Origin of the sequence: uncultured Mucilaginibacter sp. (genome assembly GCF_903913935.1) — a bacterium.
GTDB lineage: Bacteria > Bacteroidota > Bacteroidia > Sphingobacteriales > Sphingobacteriaceae > Mucilaginibacter.
The window spans coordinates 1-2,962 of record NZ_CAIWNH010000098.1 but is presented as its reverse complement, the minus strand read 5'-3'; the positions used below and the strand labels follow the sequence as shown (position 1 = coordinate 2,962).

The window sequence follows — 2,962 nt, the reverse complement described above, 5'->3', positions numbered from 1 at the left end:
GTACCTCACAGGGCACCCGCTGGATAATTACAAGGTTGAGCTGGAAAGGTTTTGCAACAGCAACATCAGCGACCTGAAAAACATGCAGAAAGCACGATCAGGCGAGGGCGGCGAAGAGATCATGAACGCCTTTGCCAACCTGCGTAAAAGGGGCGAGATCCGCATCGGCGGATTAGTAGGAAACGTTCAGCATAAAATGACCAAAAACGGTAAGCCCTTTGGCACCTTTGTGCTGGAGGATTATAATGAATCGTACGAGTTTGCCTTATTTGGCGATGATTATGTAAAATTCCGTAACCTGCTGGTAGATGGTTACTTTTTACACCTGAAAGGTATTATTGAAGAGAAATTCAGGCAGAAGGATAACTGGGATATGAAGATCCTGACGATGAGTCTGCTCTCCGAAATGCGCGATAAGCTCACCAAATCATTAACTGTATGCCTTGAATTGAACGCACTGAACAGTCAGTTACTGGAAAACATACAGGAGGCTATTAATATCAACAACCAGCGCTACCCGGTAAAAAATTGCACACTGCGGTTTATGATTAAAGACCGCGAAGAAGCCATGCTGGTGGAGCTGCCCTCCAAATCGTTTAAAGTTAACCCAAGCGATGATTTAATGGCGGATATATTTACGTTGACCAACGTGCACCCGGTGTTGAATTAGATGATTTGGTGATTTGAAAATGGTTAAATTGTTTTATATCCAAATCAGAAATTACCACAAAGCGGGAGCGCTAATTCATTAAATTCTTATTTATCATAGTCACGTGCATTTAACGCTTTAAAAGCATATAATATGCGAGGCAGGCAACGGTTATATGAGGAATAATATCAGCCTTAGCTGTTTAACATTACCTTACCATCCTCCCCTTCCATAAATATTTGCCTTTGTTGCCAATCATACCGATATAAACAAAATACAGCACATATAAGGGGATAGAGATCACGATGAGTTGCAATAATCTCTGCCTCCTGAAAAACTTAGTCACCGGCCATAGCAGCATCAGTTCAAACAGCATCATCAATAAAAGCTGCGTCCCAAGAACCGCAAAAAATGTACGGTCATAAAAGCCGGCCACAAAATTCAGCAATACTGATACATTGAAAAGCCAAAGGCCCACTACCAGTGCCACAATTTTTTTATCCTTGTATTTAACTGATTTTGATGCCCACCTGCGCCTTTGCTGCATAAACTCTTTAAGATTGGGCTTGGCATGGGTGAATACAACCGCCTCATAGTGTTTTAAAAAACCAATTTTACCAGGGTAGGTTACGGCAACTTTTTGCAGCAGCAGTTCGTCGTCGCCCGAGGCAAGATCGTCAATCCCTTTAAATCCGCCAACTTCATAAAAAACATCTTTACGATACGCTATGTTTGCGCCGTTACAGGTTGAAGCATGGCCATTACCGATAAACGCACCGCCGGTAGCGATCAGGCTATAAAACTCAAGTGCCTGCATGCGTTCAAATAAACTTTTTTCTTCAAAATAACTCACCGGCGACGAGATCATTACCGGGTTATGCAACTCAAAATACCCAACGATGGACGAAAGCCATTGAGTACCCATGCGGCAGTCCGCATCGGTCGCCACCATCAGTTCGCCGCCTGACAGCCTTATTGCCTCGGCAATCGCTTTCTTTTTGTATGAATTTAAAGGCTTGTCTTCCTTTAGCTGTAAAAGTTTAACGCCACGGTCTGCATAGCTGCTGATGATTGCGGAGGTGCGGTCGGTGGAATGATCGTCAACAATAATGATCTCCGTAAGCTCTTTTGGATAATCCTGTGCCAGGATATCCTCAATCGTTAAATGGATCTTTTCCTCTTCATTCCGGGCAGCGATCAGCACGGTAACCTTTGTTGAGTAGCCCGAAAGCTTAATTTGCGGCGTTTTTACAGCCCTCCATCCAATGATAAGATAGATGAGCACCGAGAGAAATAATGCTGTAAGCAGCAACGATATAATACTAAGCAGTGCGATCAAAGAATTTTAATTTAAATACAAATGCAGACCCTAAAATAGCAGGAATAATAAGGTTAATGATATAAATAATAGAAACGGCTACGATAACAGCAATATGCTGGTTGGTAACATAGCCAAATATAGCGTTAGCGGTAACGCTGCGCACTCCGATATCCAGAAAATCCAATGAAGGGATGGCCGACTGGATAAAGAAAAACACAAACATCATCAGCGACATTTCCCAAATTGGTATTTCGGGGATCAGCAGGTGAATGATCAGGTAATACTGGAAGGTGAACACCAGGAAGCGGGCCAGGCAAAACCACATAATATCCAATAGTTCGGTAAAGTTGTACTTCCCCATGATATCAAAAAAGCGGTGAAACTTTTTAAGGAATTTAACCCTGTTTAAAAGCGACACCATCCACCGGATATTGAAATAGAAAACGAGCATGATCGCCATAAAGCCTGCGGCGACCACCGTAATACCCAGCATCAGCCAATTATCGGGGTGCAAAAACGAATATACAAACCATACAGAGGCGCCGGCGCCCAAAACATTGGTAATTACGTTTTGCCCGAAAGACCCAACAGCCATCGAAAATACACCGTGGATGCGCTTACGGTTGGGCAAAAACATAATTCGGCCCGCGTACTCGCCCAGCCGGTTGGGCGTAAACACCGCCCAGGTTAAGCCACAAAACACCGATTCAATAGCCCGCCATACCGGCATAGGGTGCAATTCGCGCATCAGGAACCACCATTTTAACGATTCAAGAAGCCAGTTTACCACCATCAACACAACAATTAACGTTAAAGTAGTGGCCACCCTGGTATAGGTGATTTGGGCTACCAGCACATGAAAATCACGAATGTTTTTATTGTTTTTGAGGATGCTGTGATACACATACCAAAATGCAAGCGCTATAATGCAAAGCTTAAGCAGGTAGGAGAACAGTTTTTTAGCGCGGGCAGTCAAAAGGCAGAATATTTTT

At 43.5% G+C, this 2,962-nt stretch carries 2 protein-coding genes and 1 pseudogene; 1 reads left to right on the top strand and 2 read right to left on the bottom strand.

Features of this window, described 5'->3' with window-relative positions; translation table 11 throughout:
• Nucleotides 1-670, top strand: a pseudogene (locus QZY09_RS03760) (DNA polymerase III subunit alpha); the annotation flags it as partial.
• 187 nt (nt 671-857) lie between these two features.
• Here QZY09_RS03760 and QZY09_RS03755 read toward each other — a convergent pair.
• Complete coding sequence (locus tag QZY09_RS03755; RefSeq protein WP_295668227.1) at nt 858-1,988, bottom strand: glycosyltransferase; 1,131 nt, start codon at nt 1,986-1,988, stop codon at nt 858-860.
• Nucleotides 1,972-2,962: lysylphosphatidylglycerol synthase domain-containing protein (locus QZY09_RS03750; protein WP_367119160.1), on the bottom strand; the 991-nt coding region annotated here is incomplete at its 5' end. The genes QZY09_RS03755 and QZY09_RS03750, both read right to left, overlap by 17 nt.